The 17,661-nt window shown below is 51.5% G+C and carries 24 protein-coding genes; 15 read left to right on the top strand and 9 right to left on the bottom strand.

Annotated features, from left to right (window positions below; translation table 11 throughout):
• Positions 1 to 7: 7 nt before the first annotated feature.
• From DWV16_RS08905 to DWV16_RS08865, 9 genes are all read right to left on the bottom strand, one after another.
• The gene (locus DWV16_RS08905) at positions 8 to 874 is read right to left on the bottom strand and encodes a VirB6/TrbL-like conjugal transfer protein, CD1112 family (RefSeq protein ID WP_117536713.1); all 867 of its coding nucleotides are present in this window, start codon (positions 872 to 874) and stop codon (positions 8 to 10) included.
• An 11-nt stretch (positions 875 to 885) separates the two neighbouring features.
• On the bottom strand, positions 886 to 1,098 hold the full coding sequence (locus DWV16_RS08900) for a Maff2 family mobile element protein (protein ID WP_117545302.1): 213 nt from the start codon (positions 1,096 to 1,098) through the stop codon (positions 886 to 888).
• A 99-nt stretch (positions 1,099 to 1,197) separates the two neighbouring features.
• Positions 1,198 to 3,033 (bottom strand): VirD4-like conjugal transfer protein, CD1115 family, encoded by a 1,836-nt coding sequence (locus DWV16_RS08895; RefSeq protein ID WP_118478831.1) that lies wholly within the window; start codon positions 3,031 to 3,033, stop codon positions 1,198 to 1,200.
• Positions 3,020 to 3,439: a PcfB family protein gene (locus DWV16_RS08890; protein ID WP_243184716.1), complete on the bottom strand. Its 420-nt coding sequence runs from the start codon at positions 3,437 to 3,439 to the stop codon at positions 3,020 to 3,022. The genes DWV16_RS08895 and DWV16_RS08890 overlap by 14 nt, the downstream gene beginning before the upstream one ends.
• A gap of 131 nt (positions 3,440 to 3,570) precedes the next feature.
• The gene (locus tag DWV16_RS08885) at positions 3,571 to 3,912 is read right to left on the bottom strand and encodes a hypothetical protein (protein WP_117570308.1); all 342 of its coding nucleotides are present in this window, start codon (positions 3,910 to 3,912) and stop codon (positions 3,571 to 3,573) included.
• Positions 3,913 to 4,209: 297 nt separating this feature from the next.
• On the bottom strand, positions 4,210 to 5,625 hold the full coding sequence (locus DWV16_RS08880; RefSeq protein WP_118478829.1) for a ParB/RepB/Spo0J family partition protein: 1,416 nt from the start codon (positions 5,623 to 5,625) through the stop codon (positions 4,210 to 4,212).
• A 210-nt stretch (positions 5,626 to 5,835) separates the two neighbouring features.
• On the bottom strand, positions 5,836 to 6,234 hold the full coding sequence (locus DWV16_RS08875; RefSeq protein ID WP_158572834.1) for an N-terminal phage integrase SAM-like domain-containing protein: 399 nt from the start codon (positions 6,232 to 6,234) through the stop codon (positions 5,836 to 5,838).
• Between the two features lie 330 nt (positions 6,235 to 6,564).
• Positions 6,565 to 7,008 (bottom strand): ImmA/IrrE family metallo-endopeptidase, encoded by a 444-nt coding sequence (locus DWV16_RS08870; RefSeq protein ID WP_118478825.1) that lies wholly within the window; start codon positions 7,006 to 7,008, stop codon positions 6,565 to 6,567.
• Between the two features lie 6 nt (positions 7,009 to 7,014).
• Positions 7,015 to 7,443 (bottom strand): helix-turn-helix transcriptional regulator, encoded by a 429-nt coding sequence (locus DWV16_RS08865; protein WP_118478823.1) that lies wholly within the window; start codon positions 7,441 to 7,443, stop codon positions 7,015 to 7,017.
• A gap of 196 nt (positions 7,444 to 7,639) precedes the next feature.
• Here DWV16_RS08865 and DWV16_RS08860 point away from each other — a divergent pair, with 196 nt between their 5' ends.
• From DWV16_RS08860 to DWV16_RS08790, 15 genes are all read left to right on the top strand, one after another.
• Positions 7,640 to 7,855 (top strand): XRE family transcriptional regulator, encoded by a 216-nt coding sequence (locus DWV16_RS08860; protein ID WP_118478821.1) that lies wholly within the window; start codon positions 7,640 to 7,642, stop codon positions 7,853 to 7,855.
• Between the two features lie 18 nt (positions 7,856 to 7,873).
• Positions 7,874 to 8,656: an antA/AntB antirepressor family protein gene (locus DWV16_RS08855; RefSeq protein WP_158572833.1), complete on the top strand. Its 783-nt coding sequence runs from the start codon at positions 7,874 to 7,876 to the stop codon at positions 8,654 to 8,656.
• A gap of 80 nt (positions 8,657 to 8,736) precedes the next feature.
• Positions 8,737 to 9,102 carry a hypothetical protein gene (locus DWV16_RS08850; protein WP_118478817.1) on the top strand — a complete coding sequence of 122 codons (366 nt, stop codon included), beginning with the start codon at positions 8,737 to 8,739 and terminating at the stop codon, positions 9,100 to 9,102.
• A gap of 333 nt (positions 9,103 to 9,435) precedes the next feature.
• A complete protein-coding gene (locus DWV16_RS08840) occupies positions 9,436 to 10,173 on the top strand; it encodes an ORF6N domain-containing protein (RefSeq protein WP_118478813.1) in 738 nt (245 codons plus the stop codon).
• Positions 10,167 to 10,901, top strand: a complete 735-nt coding sequence (locus DWV16_RS08835; RefSeq protein WP_118478811.1) for a hypothetical protein — start codon at positions 10,167 to 10,169, stop codon at positions 10,899 to 10,901. Before DWV16_RS08840 ends, DWV16_RS08835 begins: the two co-directional genes overlap by 7 nt.
• Positions 10,885 to 11,184, top strand: coding sequence for a hypothetical protein (locus tag DWV16_RS08830; protein WP_118478809.1), 300 nt, complete (start codon positions 10,885 to 10,887; stop codon positions 11,182 to 11,184). The genes DWV16_RS08835 and DWV16_RS08830 overlap by 17 nt, the downstream gene beginning before the upstream one ends.
• The gene (locus tag DWV16_RS08825) at positions 11,181 to 11,447 is read left to right on the top strand and encodes a hypothetical protein (RefSeq protein WP_118478807.1); all 267 of its coding nucleotides are present in this window, start codon (positions 11,181 to 11,183) and stop codon (positions 11,445 to 11,447) included. The genes DWV16_RS08830 and DWV16_RS08825 overlap by 4 nt, the downstream gene beginning before the upstream one ends.
• A 4-nt stretch (positions 11,448 to 11,451) precedes the next feature.
• Positions 11,452 to 11,793: a hypothetical protein gene (locus tag DWV16_RS08820; RefSeq protein WP_147349448.1), complete on the top strand. Its 342-nt coding sequence runs from the start codon at positions 11,452 to 11,454 to the stop codon at positions 11,791 to 11,793.
• Positions 11,790 to 12,059, top strand: coding sequence for a hypothetical protein (locus DWV16_RS08815; RefSeq protein WP_118478803.1), 270 nt, complete (start codon positions 11,790 to 11,792; stop codon positions 12,057 to 12,059). Before DWV16_RS08820 ends, DWV16_RS08815 begins: the two co-directional genes overlap by 4 nt.
• Positions 12,052 to 12,186, top strand: coding sequence for a hypothetical protein (locus tag DWV16_RS19770; RefSeq protein WP_255420059.1), 135 nt, complete (start codon positions 12,052 to 12,054; stop codon positions 12,184 to 12,186). Before DWV16_RS08815 ends, DWV16_RS19770 begins: the two co-directional genes overlap by 8 nt.
• The gene (locus DWV16_RS08810; protein ID WP_118478802.1) at positions 12,183 to 12,422 is read left to right on the top strand and encodes a hypothetical protein; all 240 of its coding nucleotides are present in this window, start codon (positions 12,183 to 12,185) and stop codon (positions 12,420 to 12,422) included. Before DWV16_RS19770 ends, DWV16_RS08810 begins: the two co-directional genes overlap by 4 nt.
• Positions 12,419 to 13,060, top strand: a complete 642-nt coding sequence (locus DWV16_RS08805) for a hypothetical protein (protein WP_118478801.1) — start codon at positions 12,419 to 12,421, stop codon at positions 13,058 to 13,060. The genes DWV16_RS08810 and DWV16_RS08805 overlap by 4 nt, the downstream gene beginning before the upstream one ends.
• Positions 13,061 to 13,121: 61 nt before the next feature.
• Positions 13,122 to 13,307 (top strand): hypothetical protein, encoded by a 186-nt coding sequence (locus tag DWV16_RS08800; protein ID WP_118478799.1) that lies wholly within the window; start codon positions 13,122 to 13,124, stop codon positions 13,305 to 13,307.
• Between the two features lie 21 nt (positions 13,308 to 13,328).
• The gene (locus DWV16_RS08795) at positions 13,329 to 16,298 is read left to right on the top strand and encodes a DUF927 domain-containing protein (protein ID WP_158572832.1); all 2,970 of its coding nucleotides are present in this window, start codon (positions 13,329 to 13,331) and stop codon (positions 16,296 to 16,298) included.
• A 341-nt stretch (positions 16,299 to 16,639) separates the two neighbouring features.
• Complete coding sequence (locus DWV16_RS08790) at positions 16,640 to 16,978, top strand: hypothetical protein (RefSeq protein WP_118478795.1); 339 nt, start codon at positions 16,640 to 16,642, stop codon at positions 16,976 to 16,978.
• Positions 16,979 to 17,661: the final 683 nt, after the last annotated feature.

Below are 17,661 nucleotides of genomic sequence, written 5' to 3'. Positions count from 1 at the left end.
CTCCCCTCTAATGCGCGCCGAAAATGCGCTGGGAGATACTGCCCGTTTTGAACAGCATATAGCAAAGCAATACCGTATAGCCAACGGTGCCCCATATCGCCCCGATGGGATCTCCGCCTGTGGCGATCCCCTGGACAAGCACCGCGTAAATTGCCACGCACACCAGAATGAGCATCCCCTGGAATCCCACGGCGAACAGCGAGCGCAGATAGTTCTGGCCCGTGTGTCCCAATTCCCGGTTGGCAAGGGTCGCCACAGGGATGGGGGACAGGCTGGTGAGCAGATATATTTCAATCATGCGGCCATAGACCAGCACGAAAATAATGATATTCAGCGCCCACATGGTAACGCCGATAATGGAGGACTGGAGCCACAGGCCCAACAGCGGCCCTAAATCCATACCCTCCAGCGTCGTTTCAAGCTGGGTCAGCATATCCGGCGTAATGTCCGTGGAACCCTGGATCAGCCCCGCCGATTGTGCAATCACGCTCTGGGACACGTCAAACACGGCCATTACGATATTGAATGTGTTTGACAGAATAAGGATGGCACAGGACGTTTTGAACATCCATTTGTAGATATTCGCCACATCAAACTCGTGCATATTGTTTTTTTCCAAAAGCATCTGGATCAGTTCATAGGTCGCAACAAAGGTCAGCACCATTCCGGCAATCGGCAAAATTACCGTTTCGGAAAGCTGGCGGATCAGGGAGAACACCCCGGCGTGCCATGCCGCCGGGGTTGTTCCCACTTGTACCGCAATCTCTCCGACTTGGGCGTTTACGTTATCAAAGAGCCCCGAAAGGTTCCCCATGATCCCGCTGATTAAAAGCTCCTTGAGCCAATCCGTGAGCCAGTCGGTGAGAAAATCCATAAGCCGCTACCTTAAAACAGGCCAGAGAGCAGGGGGATCAGCGTTGTGCCCAGCAGGATGATGCCGCCGCCCGCCATGAGCTGTTTCATGCCCTGGCTTTTGGAGCCCGGATTGTCTGAACCGTAACCCTCCAGCAGATTGACTACGCCCCACACGCCCAGGCCAGCGCCGAGGGCCACAACAAGGGTCTGTAAAGTGTCGATAGCAGATGCGAAAAACTGCATAGAGCCTCCTTTTCTCCGGGGAGATGCCCCGGCCATGAAAAAAGCCGCCATTCCTGGCGGCAGGTTGCCACTTCGGGACACTTTGTCCCGAAGCGATATTTATACAAAAGCGTCCGGATCGTCCACATCGTCATAGTTGAGGATGTCCTCGTCCTCGTCTGTGAGCGAAGTTTCCGACACGGCCACCTTGTACACCTCACAAGCCTCGTTCAGCCCAGGCCGCCTGCGGCGGTTTATGAGTTTATCAAGGTCAAAGGCGTTTTTCTTTTTATCGGCTTCCGCCGTTTGCTTATAGTTGGGATGCTGCTTCAAATCGTATTTGGGCGAGAAAAACGGGGGCAGGCCCCGCAACTGCAAAATGCACTTGTCGCCCGGCATGGTCGCCAGTTCGCTGGGGGTCATCAGTTCCCGGCCCAGCCGCTGGGTATTCTGGTTGTAGCTTTCCGACTGGCCGCGGGAGCGGCCCTCGGTCTGCATGGAGATTGTGGCCTTTCCCAGCCAGTTCTCGGAAATTTCCTTGATTGTGCTGGCCTCCCGGCCACCCAGGAAGATCACGCTGTCCATATTTCCGAGAATGGTCTCCGCGTGCTTATCATAGATGGCCTTGCATTGTGCCAACTGCTGATAGAACAGGCACAGGCTCACCTCGCGGGAGCGGATCACCGCCACCAGCTTTTCCAGGTTTGGCACCTGGCCCGTGTTGGCCGCCTCGTCCCACAGCACCCGCACATGATGGGGCAGACGGCCCCCGTGTACGTTGTCCGCCCTCTCGCAAAGAAGATTAAACATCTGCGAAAAGGCCAGGGCCACAATAAAGTTATAGGTGGGCGTGGTATCGGAAATAGTAAAGAAAACCGCCGTTTTCCGATCTCCGATGCGGTCAAGCTCCAGCTCGTCATAACTCATAATTTCCCGGAGCTGGGGGATGTCAAACGGAGCCAGACGAGCTCCGCAGGAAATCAAAATGCTTTTTGCGGTTTTGCCGCTGGCCAGCTTGTATTTTTTGTATTGCTTGACAGCAAAGCAATTCGGCTTGCGTTTTTCCAGGCCCTTAAACATATAGTCCACGGTGTTTAGGAAGTTTTCATCATCCTCCTTGACCTCCATGCCGGAAATCATATCCACCAGCGTATTCATGTTCCGATCCTCGGCGGGGCCCTCGAAAATGATATAGGACAGCAGGGCGCAATACAAAAGCGTTTCCGATTTTGTCCAGAACGGATCGCCCTCCTTGCCGTCCCCCTTTGTGTTGGCTATGAGCGTATCCACAAATTTGAGAATGTCCGCCTCGTTTTTGAGATAGGCCAGCGGGTTATAGTGCATGGATTTAGAAAAATCAATGCTGTTAAAAATCTTGATCTTATACCCCCGCCGCTGTAAAAAGCGGCCTACCTGGGAGAGCACCCCGCCCTTGGGATCAACCACCACGAAAGAGGAATGAGCCTGGAGAAGCTGGGGCGTGAGCCAAAACCGGGTTTTGCCGGAGCCGGACGAGCCGATGACACAGCAATTCAAGTTCCGGGCGTTGGCCGGATTTTTCGGGCGCGTGTTCATGGTAAGAAATTCCGTCCCGGTGAGAATGACATTATTCTCAAACTTGGGATCGACAAAGGGCTTTATATCCTTTTCCGTTCCAAAGCGGGCGGAGCCATACTCCTCATCCCGGCGGTACTTTTTGGCGTTTTTGCTTTTCGTGTAGATCAGCAGACGGAACGCCGCCGCGCCCACAATGCCAACGAGCCAGTCAAAGGGAGCAAGCCCCGGCGCAAAGTCGGCAAAGGCCGGGCCAATGGTCTGGCCCAGCCCCATGAGCTTATGAGCAACATCCGCACCCGCCGCCAGCCGGTAGGCCGTCCCCAGTTTCAGACAGGCCCACAGGATAAACAGATAGGGGATGTTAGGTATCAAATACTTTTTGAGTTTATCTGTCCTCACGGGCCGCCTCCTTTACTCGTTCTTTCTTCCGGGGCTTTTCCTTTGCAAGCTGATCCTCAGCCCGTTTGAGCTGTTCCCGGATGGGGACACGGCTGGACTTGGAACGCTTCAACAGGCGTTTGGAGTATTCAGAAAAGCAAGCTGTCACCGCGTCCGCCTGGCCGCTTTTGAAAAACAGCAGGTATTTGTCCGGCCCGGTTTTATAAAAGGCATAATCCACATTGAAGCGGCGGGCCACCCGGTCAAACTGCCGGGGAGCTTCAATTTCAATGCTGTTTGTGGCGGCTCCGTGGGCCATGAGCTGGCGCACCGTTTGCCTGCCGTGGGGCGTCTGGTGCTCCCGGCGGGTCTTTGCAATTTTGCGGCCCGCCGCTTGGAGCGCCTGGGCCAGCACCCGCGCCGTCAGCTTGCTGGCCTTTATGGATAGTGCTATGGTACGTCTGGAAACATCCTCGTCAACCAGCTATATCCCTCCTTTCCCCGGCGCACCTTGGGACAAAGTGTCTCCAAGTTCCGCCGTTCTCTGGGCCCGGCGCGTTAGTGGCGGCCCTGGCCCTTGACCGTCAAAATGCCGTCCAGGGTGGTCGCTGTGATCCCCAGCCGCTGGGCCACCGCAATATCATTTTTCATCGCCTCGGTGATAGAGTGGCCGCACACCACCAGCACACGGGAACGCCGGAGCAGGTCGCGGGCCATGTCGATGCCGTTCTTGTGCTCCTCCGGCACCGCATCATTGAGAAACAGGGGCAGATACAGCGCGGGGCAGACAGGCGAAAAGCCCGCCTCGTACACGATGCGGCAGTACCGCGCCGCCCGTTCCATATTGTCATCGTCATCGCCGCACCATGCGGCGGTAATATAAGCAAGGGGTCGTTTCATCGTCAAAACCTCCGTAACTGAATTGTTGGGCCGGGTCAACCCTATCCCCCCGCCCTTTCCCTATCCAGGGAAAGGGAGCGGCTCTGGAGGATATCCCCCCGCCGCGTGGCCGGAGATAGCACAGCCGGGGCAGGCCGTCAAGGGCAAGCCACCGCAAGCGGCGGGGCGTTCCGCCCCCTTGACAGCCCACCTCCGACTGTGCTTTTTTATCCCCGGCGACGGGGGATATATCACCACAGAGCCCTGCTTTTCCGGGGCCCGGCACCTTGGGACAAAGTGTCTCGAAGCAAAGCCCCGTTACTTTTCCAGAGTGTTCTTTTTCTCCGGCTTTGCCAGTTCGGGCGGCTGTTTCTCTTTCCAGTCGTCCAGCAGGGCCATAATCTGTTCTTTCATTTTGGCGGGAGTGACCTCCTTGCCAAAATACTTCGACAGTTCAGATGTTGAAATAATCACGCCGCGATCCTCCTTCTTTTCTTCACTCAAAATCCCGTCAATCACATCGCCGTTGAGCTTGCCCTCCTTGTCAAGCTCCCGGAGCCGCTTGGCCTGGTTGACCGAGGGGGAGGACTGCTCCCCCTCAATGGAAACAGCGATCAATCGCTGGTTTTCCGGGCGGATATAGGACAGCTCCACCGCAGGCATAAAGCCCAGCTTTTTGGCGTCCGTCATATCCAGGAGCTCCGGGACAAGAGAATTAAGCCGGATATAACGCATGACTTTTTTATAGTTCATATCGTGATCCGCACCCACAATCTCAACAGAGCGTTTCCCCAGGGCCTGCTCCTCCTGGCTGTTGCCGGGGCGGGCCCCCTGGTGCTTGATAGCCTCCACCTCCAAATCCAGCAGGCGGGCCAACTCGCTGGGGAGGGGCTCCCCGCGCTGTTTGTTGCTGTTCCGCATTTCCCGGACGGCTTCAAAGTCCGTCATGTTGCGGACAATACAGGGCATTTCATCCAGCCCGGCCCGTTCACTGCCATGATGACGGCGGTGGCCCGCGATGATCTCATAGCCCTGGCCGTCCTTTTCCGGGCGGACGGTGGCGGGGGTCATAACGCCATGCTCCTTGATCGTCCCCACCAGGTCATCCATCGCCTTATCGTCCTGCACCTTGTAGGGATGCTCCCGGAACGTGTGGAACGCATGGAGCTCGGACAATTTCAAATAGACAACCTTGCCCTCCTCAACCGGGCGGGGCGGCTCGGCTGGGGTAGGCGGCCGGTTGATCTCCGGGACAGGGGCCGCCGCAGCTTTGACGGGCCCGGCCTTGCCCTTTGGCGGAGACTTGGGCGGGCCCATCCCGCCGGAGCCCTTTTCCGGGGTTTTCTTTTTACTTTGGGACACTTTGTCTCGCGTGGACGGCTGAGCCTCGGCGCGGGCCGCCTTGTCCCCCTTGGGTGGGCGGCCTGCGCGGGGCTTGGCCGTCTTTTCCGCTTTTGGAGACTTCGGCTCCGCCTGTTCCTTTGGCGGACGGCCCCGGCGCTTTTCCGGCTTTTCCGCTTCAACGGCGGGAGCCTTGCCGCCCTTATCATCATCACCCCGCACATCCGACAGGTTGATGACCTTACCAGACGGAGCAGGGCCGCCCTCGCCCATACCGGGGAGCGTCACCTGTTCGGCCTGTTCCGGCGCGGGCGGTGCGCCGGGCCCATCCGGGGCTGGGGACTCCGGGAGCTTTTCTCCCTCCGGGCCCTTGTTCAATGTTTCATCTGCCATTCGCTAACCTCCTTTTTTGTGGCATGAAAAAAGGCCAGACCATACGGCCCGGCCAGCGAAAAATATTCCCCCTTTCCATTTTTAATTTTTGATTGATACCACTCCTTTCCCTGTCGAGCCATGAAAAAAACGCCCCTTTTGTTGATACAAAAAGTGGCGTTTTAGTGTAGGTTGGCTCGGTTTTTGTTGTGATTTATTATTATACCTTTGTCAAAGACGGTTATGCGCGTTGAAATATTCCTGAATGATAGCGGGAGTAATATCTGTCAGGCAGGCTTTCTTAAAGAATGGGATCATATACTTTTCAACATTGATCCGGTAAGTAAAGTCGTAGGTATGGGGGTTGACCTTCGGCTTTTTATATGTTTCCAACCAAGTCTTTGCCCAGCTTTCAAAAGTCTGCTCTTTGTCCACAAAGCCCACGCCAGTGCGGTTCGCCACTTCCCGCTGGATCTTCCATTCCTCAGCCTGCCGCCGCGCGTCGTCTTTGCTAATGGAGCTGTAAAAGCTCTTGCGCAGCAGCTTGCCGTCGAGCGTCTTACCAATGGTAATTTTGACTTCATACAGCCCGCCCGCGTGGTTGGGCTGTTCTTTTTTTGGCCGGGGCATTGTCGCGCCTCCTTTCATTTCATTCTAAAACCTTTTTGATAGAATTATCAAAAACATGCCCACTAGTGGGCACGCTTGCCGAAATCACTCGGCCCAAAATTGGGCGCAAAATTGCGCTCAATGGAATTCCCAAATTGGGGGGGGTAACATTCAAGAAAGTAATCGCTGACATGAAAATCCAATTCAGTATTTACCGGTTGAAAATCCAGCCCGTTAACCTCCCCAATTTTTGGGGCAGCTATCAACAAAAAAGTCACTCGGCTAACGTGTCGCCCTTAACGACACGTTCAACAGCACTCAACGTTTCCGCCTCACGGAGACATAACGCTATCAGTATAATTTCGGAATCACCGACAACATGCGGTATTCGGCAAGTTCTTCCGAAATTCCAAGGTAGTTTGCAATCTGTGGGATTGTCCACTCCTGGAATTCCCGGAGGTCTGCGTCAGTCCACAAGAGGTCAACCGCAAAGTGCCATGCGGCCTTCTCGAATTTACCGGGCACCATTAGCGTGTGAGCATCCATAAAAACACGATTGAGACCTTTATGTAAAACGGCGTGGCCTAATTCATGTGCACACACCAACTTTTTGTTTTGCTCCGGGAGAGAATCGTTAATATAAATAATGGATGATTTTTTATAGCGCTGGAAAAGACCATGCGTTTCTGCTTCCAGCGGTACAAAAACCAAGAGTATCCCAAGTTGATCTGCAATTTCAAAGGGATTGTTTGTCTGATACCGTTTTCTTAGATATTCAGCTGTATTTTTAGGCAAACAGCATCATTCCTTTTTATACTTCTTGGGGGTATATTTTTCTTTGTTCTTGCGGCGAACCATTTCCATGCCGATTTGCATAGCAGAGATTATGGATTCTTTGGCCTCTTGGCTCAGGGGAACCCCATCAAACATAAGGTCGTCCGCATCTTCCATGCGTTGCCGAATGGCCTCCAATTCTTTCGCAATATCGCGCTTGTCCTTTTCAGTAAGGACAGGCGTTTTTTTGTTGTCCTCATTTCCGAGCAGGTAATCGACTGTCACATCGAAATACGCTGCAATTTTAGCAGCGGTCTTGGCGCTTAGACCTCTCTTTCGTCCGGATTTTAATTCTGTCATAAGGTTTTTACTTAGAGAAAGATCAGCACACATCTTGTATCCTGTGATTCCGCTTTCAGCACAGAGACTAGAAAGTCTTTCGTACAAATTAGCCATACATATAACTCCTTTTTTGTACAAATGGAAGAATCACCTTTTTGGGTTATAAAAACGCTTGACTATAACCTTAAAAAGTATTATAGTATGGCTAAAGAAACCCGAAAAAGTGATATTTTCAAAACTTCACTTTAAATATATTACACTTTCGGGTAATTGTCAATGAACAAATTGACGAAAAGGAGGTAATGTTTTTATGTGTAAAACCGAACTTACTGAGTTCGGAAAGGAAGTCAAGTTCGAGCTTGTACTCAGAAACAAGACGCAAGAATGGCTGATGGAACAAGTTCGCGCGGACACAGGGCTATATCTGGACAGCCCTTACTTGCGCAGAATTATGATCGGCAAGGCAACCCCCGCCAAAATCATTGCCAGCATTCGGAAGATTTTGGACTTGGCAGATTCAGATTAAATGAAAGGAGCGAGACGGATGACAGACAAATTAACAGTATTCAACAGTGACATTATCCCGGTATACACAACGGAGGACGGCAGAAGGGTAGTAATTGGGCGAGAGCTTCATGAGCGGCTTAAAATCGGCAAGGATTATTCCACTTGGTTCAAGGACATGTGCGGATATGGTTTCTATGAGGATGTGGACTATTCCCCATTTTCGGGGGATAGGTCTGACGGGCTTCCGGGCAAGCCTCGGACGGAACACCTCCTGACCTTGGAAATGGCAAAAGAATTAGCAATGATCCAGCGATCCCCGGAAGGTCACACCATCCGGCAAAAGTTGATCGCCTTGGAAACTAACGTGTCAGAACTGTCACCGGAACTGCGCTATCTCATCAAAATCGAGATTGAGCAGAAGCAGCAGGCAAAGGCGCTTGAGGACATGAACCGTAAGCTGGATGACACCTGCGAATTGATCGCGCTTGATCCAACATCATGGAGGAAAGAAACACAGGCGTTGATTTCCCGGATCTCGGACAAGCTCGGGGGATTCGAGCACATCAGGGACGTTCATGAAGAAATCTATAAACTGGTGGACCTCCGGGGCGGTGTAAACCTTAAACGGCGGCTTGAAAATAAAAAGGCACGGCTGGCGATGGAAGGAGCGCCGAAAACGACGATAAAGAATTTGAACCGGCTTGACGTGATCGGCGACGACAAAAAGCTCATTGAAATCTATGTACATATTGTCAAGCAGATGGCCGCGAAGTATCAGGTGGCAATAAATGAAAAGGGCGCGGTTTCCGGTACATCCTAAGTCTAGCATCTTTACTGTCCAATAAAACTCCCTGTGAACGAGAATGGAACGTACAAAATAATGGAAAGGAATTAGCGATTATGAACAAAGCAGTAAAAGGAATTCTTGCGACCCGCCTAATCGTGGGACTGCAAGATACCTATTGGTCATTTCGGACAGACTGGATTGCAGTTAAAGGCTACTTTACAACTTACCTGACCGGAGTTTTGGGAAGGCCACACCCAAGATATGCAGGCATTACGGCTGATACAACCGATAAAAGACTGTGGCAGATGGTTACGATGGGCGCACCTCTGCCAATTCTTCCAAAATTTCAAGGCAATGCACAAATACAAGAATTTGGCTACATGCTCGGCTGGCACATGCTGGGAGCTTACCGAAATGGATTACGGATTAACCGAAGGTTGAAGGAATTTTGGAAGCCGAAGCGGGGATGTGAACGATGAAAAGCATGTTAATTCGTAAGACGGACCGCGCCGCCGAGCTGGGGACGCTCAGGGCGGAATTGAGCTGTCTGGAAGATCGGATGTTGACGGCAGACGCAGAAGGCGCGCGGGTTCTCAGGAGGCAGATTCGGCAGGTTCAACGGAACATCCGGCGAAATACTGCGATTTTGGAAGAAAATAAGAGATCGCAAAACGGCAAAGTATCAGTCTGCACCAATTAGATCAACCTTTGTGTCGTATGATTTTGAAAATCGGGCGATACGGACTTTGCGAAAAATCGGCGGGCCGGTCAAAATGAAGGCGGGCCCAGAAAATTAAGAAAGGAATTTGAAAATGACAACAGCTTTAACCCCAGTCGAATTTAGGGGACAGAGATTACTTACCACAAAACAGCTTGCAGAAGTCTATGAGGCCAGCGAACAGCAAATTCAACAAAATGCCAACAATCATCAGGACAATTTTATTGAAGGTACGCACTACTTCCTGCTACAAGGCGAAGCACTGAAAGAGTTTAAAAGGTACTTCGATAATATCGAAGAAGCTATTGGCGTTAGCAAATTTGCTTCAACGCTTTATCTCTGGACTGAGCGGGGAGCGTCCCGGCACTGCAAGATTCTCGACACCGATAAGGCCTGGGAACAATTCGACAATCTGGAAGCTACATATTTCAGAGCCAAGGAACAATCGAAATTTTCTGCGGTCGATCAGCTCCGCCTTCAAACGCAAGCTATTCTTGAATTGGATGAGCGAACCTCTTATGTGGAAAAGAAGTTGGAGGTTGTTGAGGACAAGGTTGAGAACCAGATCACTTTACAAACGGGTCAGCAGAGAACCCTTCAAAGCGTAGTTGGAAGAAAAGCGTATGAACGAGCCGCGATTATTTATCCACCGGACCAAGTAAAGGGAAGTGTCCGATTGATCTATCAGGCGATTTACCGCGACCTTAAAAATCGTTTTGGCGTCGCCAGTTATCGGGATATCCGGCAGTCAGACCTTGCAGACGCGATTAAATTTGTGGAGGCGTGGATTGAACCGGCAGAGATGAGAAGTCGGAGGGGCGAAGGATGTTAAACACAAAGGAAACCACTGTCAAGATCGCGGAGCACTTTGACGACCTTTATCAAAAAGTGGCAGATGAAACGATTCATCCAAAAAATGAGTATCTTCGGCTGCTTATTCTTCTTCGGATGATGATTCGTTCGGTGCTGGCCACACAGAACCAGGCGAATTTAGATCTACGCTATTACCGGAGGCAAAAGAAGCTGATGGAGCGGCAAGGAATTTCTTTTGTTCTCTTGGATGCCGCGATCCTGCAAAAAGAGGAAGTTTATGACACAACTAAGAAAGCGCTCGTAAGGTTTGGCGAAGATGTTTCACTTTTATTGGATTCTTGGCAATACGCCGGCGCAACCTACGAGGAACTGTTCAACCTTTGCGGATCGCATCGCATGAAGAATTGGAAGAAAGAACGGCTGTTGATCGAAAAGGATCGAGAATTCAGCAGGCTAGCCTTTGTCTACAATTTAGATTATCCCGACGACGGCAGCGAATGGATTGAGGAAACGACAGACGCACCTTTCACACACGCCCTAAAGGAGTACATGTTCGACCGGATCACCAACACCGATGCCGGACAGCGGGCGGCGCATAAAGCCATTGAAGCAGTATTCCCGGGCCTATTTGAAAACGCCATGACCATAACCACCGATGTGGAAGGGCGCAGGTGCTTGGTTGACAAAGACGGTGAAATTGTCGGATATCTGGATGGAAGGAGTGGTGAAGATGTTAAGCCCACTTGAAATTCCGCTTCCGGTTGTACAAAAGCTGGACGAGCTGAGCGAGCTTATAAAGCGTCACCCGCAATACATACCAGTCCCAGAACTGTCCCGTTTTCTTGGCGTGAACCCGGATGGCCTACGCGCATCAATGGAGCACGGACAATGCCCTTTTGGGTTCCCGTGGCAGAAAAGCCCCAATGGTTACAGGAGCTTCAAGGTTCCAACGGTCCCGTTTTACCTCTGGTACACCCAGGGTGGGCCGTTCAAATGGCAGGCAGGAAAGGAAAAGGAGGATCAATTATGAATCAATCAAAACTCGAGGAAATCTACACCGACTTTATCAACGGCGATATCTACGGCACGATCCCTAAGACTGAAAATGCAAGAATCCTAATGGGTGGCGTTGACCAGATGCTTGAAAAAGTATCTGACAAGGATTTACGCAAAGAATTTCAGGATGCGGTCGGGCGTGCCGAATCCGCTGGAGAGGTACAGGGTTTTGTTCTTGGCTTCAAATATGCGGTGCAGCTTCTTGGCGAGTGTGCCGATGCTGGAAAGTGGGTGTGAGACCATGACGCAGAAAAAAGAAATGCCCGCCCGTAGCGGCAACTACGAAGCGAGCACAGCGATTAATGAACAACTACATAGTACCATACCGCGCCCTGAATGTAAAGAGCTAAAAGTGAGGGAATTACTTGCCCAAAAGCCAAGATATGCAGAACTCGTATTGGCAATGGCGGAGAACAATTTAAATTTGACGCTGGCAGCGCAGAAAAGTTTTTACTCATCCAATGCTTTTTATGATCGAAATCGGCGGCTTGTTGAATTGACGGGATACGATTGCCGCAAATTCTATGACGTGTTAGCTATGCTTTGGATTATTGAAGAACTTCAAGGAGGAAAGACGCTATGAACATCGGGAGAATTTTGGCAGATGTGAACCGCCAGCAGGAAGATGTGGGCAATCTATTGATCGTTCTGCATGAAGAATTGGAAGATCTTGTAACTATGGAAGATACCCCTTCCGCGATAGGGACACTTTTTATAGACCGGAAGGAACTGCTGTTTTCTTTACTAGGTGCCGCACAGGAGATTTTAAGAAAACAAGCCAGGATCACGGACGCTTTGTCCCGTACCGTAATCGCAGCGGGTGCGAAAGGCGGTGCGGCTCATGACTGAGATTCAAACACTGCGACAGGCAATCCACGACCTGACAGACAAAATCCAGTCCCCGGCGCTCCTGCATCGTCTATACCGGCTGGCCGAATATCTCTATGTACATAAGGAAGGCGGCGAGAGGAGATGACAAGGGACGACTACATGGAAATTGTGACCCCGTTTATCAAAGAAGCATGGAGCGACGGGAAGGCCGGGAAGTACCGGGATGTCTGGGAATCATGGGCGACAGACAAGGCGGATACGATACAGAAGGCGATTGGTCATGTGCCTGGTGTAAATACAGTCGAGTTAATTCACATGATAGGCCGGGACTGTCTCGAAGCGTGGGACAGAGCGGCCGCAGAAAGGCAGGTAACAAAATGATTTCAATGGATCGGGACGCATTCGAGAAGCTTTCAGAGCGGGACAAAGCCATACATACCCTAATCACCGAAGAGGAATACATAAAGGATTGTCTGGCGAAGGGCGACTATGAACACCTGTTCTGTTTTGGTAACTTTTCATGGTATGGCTACACGGATCTGGAGGCATATAAGCTCTGCCACGATCAAATCCCGGAGGACAAGCGGTATCATCTCCTGCTTGACATCTACACGAACGCGCGGAGCTTCAAGGGCATTAAACGCTATCTGAAGGAGCTGAAAAAGCTCCGACCGGAAGGCTACGATAAGGAGCTTCGGCCATTGGCGGACAAGGACGGCTTTGTCACCATTTATCGCGGGGCCTGGGTATTCAAAGGCAAAAAGCTGCAACCGGCCGATCTGAGCTATTCCTGGACGGTCAATGAGGCAATCGCCCATTGGTTTGCAACCCGCTTTCCGGGCGACTACGAACGGCACGTGTACCGTGCGAAGATCCTGCTGAAAGATGTGATCGCATATCTCAGTGACCGCAGCGAAGAAGAAGTCATTGTGTGCGGGGGTCTCAGGGACATTGAGGAAATCCCCATAGACGCGCAGAAGGGCGCACAGTGGCGCGAATCGATCAAGAATGAAATATGATGAATGGAAGGGCGCAGGCCGCTTAACGCGGCTTGCAAACCCGTCAGAAGGGAGATAACAAATGATTAAAACAGAGCTCATGAAGGTATTGGAACACGTGCCGGACGACTGCGAGATCTCCATTGAGTTTTTCGACTCGGCATGTGAGGAATTTATAATGCTTCCTGTAGGAGGCGTTGAGATTTCCAGCTATGACAATCTGGATAAATGGAACCTTGCGCTATGTGCACGGGAAGAAGCGCGATGATGAGGGCAGAGGAGGATGTGCATGAATAAAGGGATGCAGGGCGGCGCAATGCCGCCCAATCCTTTAAAGCTCTTTTGTGAGGGCGTGTGTGAAGTGCGCGTCCTTCTCGATGGGGCATATAAAACTATTTACAGCGGATACTTTACCGACTTTGACGCAGCATATCAGTCTGCTATACGGTGGGATGGTAAAGGCAATATCTATTTTGTGATGAACCCGGTCGTGCCGGATGCAATGGCCCGCAGGCTTGCCGGGAAGATGGACAAGGCTGGGAACGGCGACACCACAAGCGATGCAGATATTACCGGGCGGCGGTGGTTTCTGATGGATTTTGATCCGCAGCGGGCCGCCGGGATCAGCGCGACCGAAGCGGAAAAAGCCCTTGCACAAGGCGCAATGGAAAATGCGCGTGAGGTTTTGTTAGCGCACGGTTTCAAGGAACCTGTTGTTTGCGACAGCGGCAACGGGTTTCACCTGTTATTCCGAATTGACATGCCGAATGATCCGGCGCACGCGCAGCTTTTAAAAGATGCGCTCTCCTGTGCCGATATGCTTTTCAGCACCGACGCAGTGAAGGTCGACCTCAAGGTGTTCAACGCGGCCCGAATCACAAAACTATATGGATCAATGGCGGTGAAAGGACAAAGCACAGCCGAGCGGCCACACCGAAGAAGCGCGGTTTTGTGTGTTCCGGAACAGATCGAAGTGACTCCGACAGCGATATTTCATGATTTTGTGAAGGCGTACAAGCAGGAGCCGCCTATGAGAAACAGTAGGCATTATCGAGGCTTTGAGTTTGATCTTGACCGATGGATTTCAGATCATGGAATAAGGATTAAGGACACGATCAACACGGCGGACGGGACGCGGTACATATTGCAGGACGGATGCCCGTTCAACCCGGAACATAAGGGCAAGGATGCGGTGCTTTTCAGGCATCACAGCGGCGCAATCGGGTTCAAGTGCTTTCACAATTCATGTGCTGGGAATGGTTGGAAGGAATTTCGCTTACTGTACGAACCGGATGCTTACGACCGAAAACAGAGCGGCTTCCGGCCTACAGCGAAGGACAATTTTTCAGAGGTATCGCCGCCGGTCGAAGCGGGGACGGCGGTGAAAGCCGTTGACGAAGTTTTGAAGGGAAAGCCGGATACGCTTGACGCGCTGATTCCCGACGAGTTGCTTGACACGCTTTTTGACATGGAGGATGAAATTGCGCGGCAGCGTGAAATTGCAAAACTGAAAGCCGTGGCAAAGGAAAAAAAGTTCACCCGGGAGTTTGACGCGCTGATAAAGGCAAAAAAGGAGCAGACAGACAAAAAGCGCAGGACGGAACTGACCGCAAGCCGGCCAGAAGAGGAATACATCGTGTTGAAAGACATCCCTTTGCAGGGGCTTTCCGTGCCGCCCGGTTGGCATATCGGCGTGGGGCGCGGTGTCTGGCGCGTGGGGGAGAACGGATTGGAAAGCGCCTGTCCGCATCCAATCATCATTACAGACCGTTTGCAGAACGTGGACACTGGAACCGAAAAATTAAATCTGGCCTTTTACCGCGACTGGAGGTGGAAACAGATCCCCGTAAAACGATCCACATCCGGGAGCCGGACAGCTATTATTGCTTTGGCAGACAACGGCATACAGGTTACAAGTGAAAGCAGCCGATTTCTGGTGCAGTATCTTCATGATCTCGAAACGGAGAACGCCCAGGAGATCCCGCGCCGCAGGTCGATTGCGCGGGTTGGCTGGATTGGTGAAAAAGAGTTCTTCCCCTATACAGAAAACTGTGTATTTGACGGCGAGGATGAAATGCGGGATATGTTTGAAGGGGTTACCGGGGCCGGAAGCTATCGTGATTGGATCGACACGATAGGCGGTGCGAGAACCGAAAGCATGGCCTTCCGTGCACTATTGGCAGCGAGCTTTTCCGCTCCTATGCTCTGGATGTTTGAAGCTCTGTGCTATTGCCTTCATATCTGGGGCGGCACCGGGACGGGGAAAACAGTTGCGCTTTACGCGGCTATGAGCGTGTGGGGAGACCCGGCGCGGCTTTACCGCAGCTTCAATGCGACGGAGATCGGGCTTGAAAAGAGCGCGGGCTTTTGTCATTCGATCCCGCTTGCAATCGATGAGCGTGAGACATCCGGCAGCGACAGACAGACGGCCTTTGACAAGATCATTTACCGCCTGACCGAGGGGAGGGGACGGACAAAGGCAGACCGCAACGGCAACCTTCGCCAAACCGGTCACTGGCGCATTCCGATCCTTACGAACGGAGAAGCACCGCTGCTGGCGGACAACTCAAAGGGCGGTGCAATGGGCCGCGCGATTGAGCTTTACTGTGCACAGCCGATTTTTGACAATGCGCCGGAGCTGGCTGGATTTGTGAAAGCGAACTATGGGCACGCTGGCCGCGAGTGGATCAGGCGGCTGATAGAAAAGCGCTCTGTGAAAGCGGGCCTTCAGGAGATGCGGGACACCTTTGAAGGCTTTCAGGGATTTTTACGGGAAAAGGGTGACTTTAATGACAAGCCGATCGCTTCGGCGGCGCTGATACTCACAGCAGATTTCTATGCTTCATGCTGGATCTTCCGAATGGAGGAAGGCGCGGCAATGATCCGGGCACAGGAGCTGGGAGAATATATCATCGGAGACCTTCTGACAAAGGAGGATGCGGACACAACCGGGCGTGCATGGGACTATCTCTGTGGATGGGTAGCGACGAATATCGGGCATTTCAGGAGTTTTGCCGATCCCTGCTATGGGATAATCGGGACAGGATATGTTTATCTGCTTGGCAGCTGCTTTAACGATGCGTTGACCGAGAAGAACTTCAACCCGATTGCAGAGGCGAAGGAGTTCGCGCGGCGCGGGCTGATCCAGCGACCGGATAACGGAAAACGCCTACAGTTTCAACAAAGGATCAACGGAGTAAGGACGACGGGATACCGCTTGAATTTGGATGTACAGGACAGTTCAGCCTGTACACAGTAGTACACACCTGTACGCACTTGATTTTTTTTGGTGTGTACAGGCTAAACCCGCACACGAAGCCGGTTTGCAGTAGGTTGTACACACTGTACACACTAAAAAACATAATAACACTATATAACGCGCGAGAATAAAAGAGGATAATACAAATTCTCTCTTTTCTATTCCCCTATATATATCCCTCTGCGAAATTGGTGTGTACAGCGTGTACAACGAGTACAAAAGCTAGTAAACCGGCATGGATAGAGCGTTTGCGCTGTACAACTCGATATCTTGAAGGGCGTTTTATTGTGTACAGGTGTGTACAGAAAAGTTAACATGCATAAAATAGGGAGTGATTAATTGTGAAAAATGAACATCTTGGTATTGCGACAGAGGAATGGAAACAGATGATGCCGATTCCCGCGCACCTGAAAGCGCTTGTCGAGGTTGAAGAAGATGACGGAACAAGCAACTATATAGATTTGGAAGCCGAAGGCTGGGCAAATGTTTGCTTGGTGTTGGTTCGCCGGAGATATGGAAACGGAGAGGTTCAGGACAATATTGAACTGTTCCAGATGGACACATTGGGGTGGGGAGAACTCGTCGACGAATACCGCCTTGTCCCGCGAGATTTTAAGGGCAAGCTCCCGAAGAAGGGGCCAAACGGCGGCATAATGATCGAACAAATACAAGATATATAACACACTTGCAATTAATTTGGATATATGGTACAATATGAGGTAGAAAGATATGATCAAAAATGGATGGTATTATTGCGACAAATGCGGGAAGAAGGCATTTCCGGTAAAGCCGACAACGGAAATCCGAGAATTGCCCTTTAAGTGCAAAAATCAACGGTGTCCGCAAAGAGAGCAGATTATCAGCATAAAATCCAATACATAGAGCCGATGAGCCATTGAGCCGACGAGCCGATTAACTATCAGGAGAAGCCTGGTAGTTGACCGGCTCTTTTTATTTTACTTATGAAAAATCTCGAAGAACTGAAAATCGAATATCTCAGCCAATTAGAGCCCATCAGGAAGCGCAGGGAGACTTTGCAAGCGAGCTTGAAAGGCTTATGTGGGAAAGAACGAGACGAACTGGAAAAGCGCATTAAAGGGCTTTACCGCTCGGAACAGAGCCTGTTATACAGTTTGTCGCAGATCCAGGCGAGCATTGACGGAAAGACAAAGTGTTGATATGCCGCAAAGGGTGCATGAACCGGATGCGGTACAGTGAATGCCGCCGGAGAACGCGAGATGCTATGCGCAGCACGGAAACGTGCGGAAGGCGCGCCGGGGTCAAAATACCCGATGAACCGTATGCTCCCAGCCAGTATGCGGGGAGGGCCACACAAGGTTGTGCGTGATCCTGTGCTGGAGTT

This window comes from Anaerotruncus sp. AF02-27 (assembly GCF_003465835.1).
Lineage (GTDB): Bacteria > Bacillota > Clostridia > Oscillospirales > Ruminococcaceae > Anaerotruncus > Anaerotruncus rubiinfantis.
This window is presented reverse-complemented; position numbering and strand designations above follow the sequence as displayed.